Genomic DNA, 2,121 nt, shown 5'->3' on the forward strand with positions numbered 1-2,121 from the left:
CTACTATCAGGCGAAACACCGTATTTTTCGAGGTTGTCGTCAGGCGGTGATCAATCGTGATGATGCCCTGACCAGTCCGTTGTTGCCGAAAACCGTGCAAACCACTGCTTTCCATTTGGGAAAGCCAGATCTGAATCTGTTTGGTGTGATGACCGATGACGAAGGTGAATGGCTGGCGCTGGGGCGGGAAAAACTCTTACGAGTCGCTGAGCTGAAAGTCCGGGGACAGCACAATGTGGCCAATGCTCTGGCGGCTCTGGCGTTAGGTCAGGCGGCGGATATCCCGATGGATGCGATGCTCTCAGCATTGAAACAATTTACGGGCCTGAAACATCGCTGCCAGTGGGTTGCAGATAAAGGTGCAATCAGTTTCTTCAATGATTCCAAGGGCACTAACGTGGGTGCAACCGTGGCGGCGTTGGATGGACTGGGCCCGACTCTGGGTGATTCGCGTATTGTATTGATCGCGGGCGGCGAGGGAAAAGGGGCTGAGTTTGATGATCTTAGAGCACCGTTGCAGCGATATGGGCGTGCGGTTGTATTAATTGGCACGGATGCACCGCGTATTCGGGCAGTTGTTGGCAATATTGAAGCGCAGGATGCGACTGATATGGATGATGCAGTACGTACGGCCGCAGCGTTAGCTCAGGCGGGGGATATTGTGCTGTTGTCGCCAGCATGCGCCAGTTTCGACATGTTTAAGAACTTTAATGTTCGCGGCGATGCGTTTATCGCTGCAGTGGAGGCGCTTTGATGCTAAAAGCATTCTGGCCATCAGAGAATAAAACCAACACAGGGGTCTTGCCTTTTGACCCTTGGGTGGTGCTCTGTGCCAGTGCGCTGATGCTGATGGGATTTGTGATGATCAGCTCTGCATCTATGGATGTGGCGTTGGAACGTAACGGAAATCCCTACTTTTACGTGATCCGTCAGGGCATTTTTATGGTTCTGGCGTTGATTGGGGCCTGCTTTGTCTGGCGTATCCCGATTGATTTCTGGCAGCGCACCGGCCATTGGTGGATGCTGAGCGCCATTGTATTGCTGGTGGCCGTTCTGGTGCCGGGTATCGGCCGTGAAGTGAATGGCAGTAGTCGCTGGATTCCGGTTGGACCGATCAATTTACAGGCTTCCGAGGTCGCCAAGTTTTGTATGGTGATCTATATGGGTGGCTATCTGGTACGCCGTCTCAACGAAGTACGCACCAGTTGGAGTGGTATTGCTAAGCCAGCGTTACCATTGGGTATTTTTGTTGGATTGCTGTATCTGGAACCCGATTTTGGTGCTGCTGTTGTATTGATGGGCACGGTTATGGTGATGATCTTTCTGGGTGGAATGCGTTTCTCCCAGTTCATATTGATTGTATCCGGGGCTCTTACGCTGCTGGTTGCCTTGATTGGCGCGCAACCTTACCGGATGGCCCGATTACAAACCTATCTGAATCCTTGGGATGATCCTTATGGTGCCGGGTATCAGCTAACACAGGCACAAATTGCATTTGGCCGCGGAGATTGGTTTGGCACCGGCTTGGGCAACAGCGTACAAAAACTGTTTTATCTGCCAGAGGCGCATACGGATTTTGTTTTTTCGGTATTGGCGGAAGAGCTTGGATTCATCGGTGTGGTAGTGCTGATCGTGATTTACACCGTGATGGTGTACCGATTATTTCAGATTGGACGTAAGGCCGAGAAACTAAACGAATTTTTCATGGCCTATATCACCTACGGTTTTACCGTGATCTTTGCGGGACAAGCGTTGATTAATGTGGGTGTAAACGTAGGTGCGCTGCCAACAAAAGGGCTAACCCTGCCATTAGTGAGTTACGGGGGCAGTAGTTTGTTGGTGAGTTGCGCCATGTTAGCGGTGATATTACGTATTGATCTTGAGCTTAAGAAAAAACAGCTGGTGGGAGATATTCCATCGGCTGATAAATCCAGTAAGAAAGATATAAAAGAGCAGGAGCCAGCATATGGCTAAACAACCGGTTGCGTTAATTATGGCGGGTGGTACCGGCGGACATGTTTTTCCTGCTTTGGCTACAGCGCATGAATTGCAAAAGCAAGGTGTGCATGTGGAATGGTTGGGTACCCAGAAAGGGATTGAAGCCCGTGTTATTCCTGAAGC

General features: G+C 50.6%; 3 protein-coding genes. All 3 read left to right on the forward strand.

Annotation, left to right across the window (positions count from 1 at the left end; translation table 11 throughout):
* A partial coding sequence (murD, locus tag ABYW01_RS20140; RefSeq protein WP_372836231.1) for a Mur ligase family protein occupies positions 1–754 on the forward strand: 754 nt, incomplete at its 5' end.
* Positions 754–1,974, forward strand: a complete 1,221-nt coding sequence (gene ftsW / locus ABYW01_RS20145; RefSeq protein WP_372836233.1) for a putative lipid II flippase FtsW — start codon at positions 754–756, stop codon at positions 1,972–1,974. The genes murD and ftsW, both read left to right, overlap by 1 nt.
* The coding region (locus tag ABYW01_RS20150; RefSeq protein WP_372836235.1) for a glycosyltransferase at positions 1,967–2,121 on the forward strand (155 nt) is incomplete at its 3' end. The genes ftsW and ABYW01_RS20150, both read left to right, overlap by 8 nt.

Source organism: Pontibacterium sp., from assembly GCF_041587635.1.
Classification (GTDB): Bacteria; Pseudomonadota; Gammaproteobacteria; order Pseudomonadales; family Balneatricaceae; genus Pontibacterium.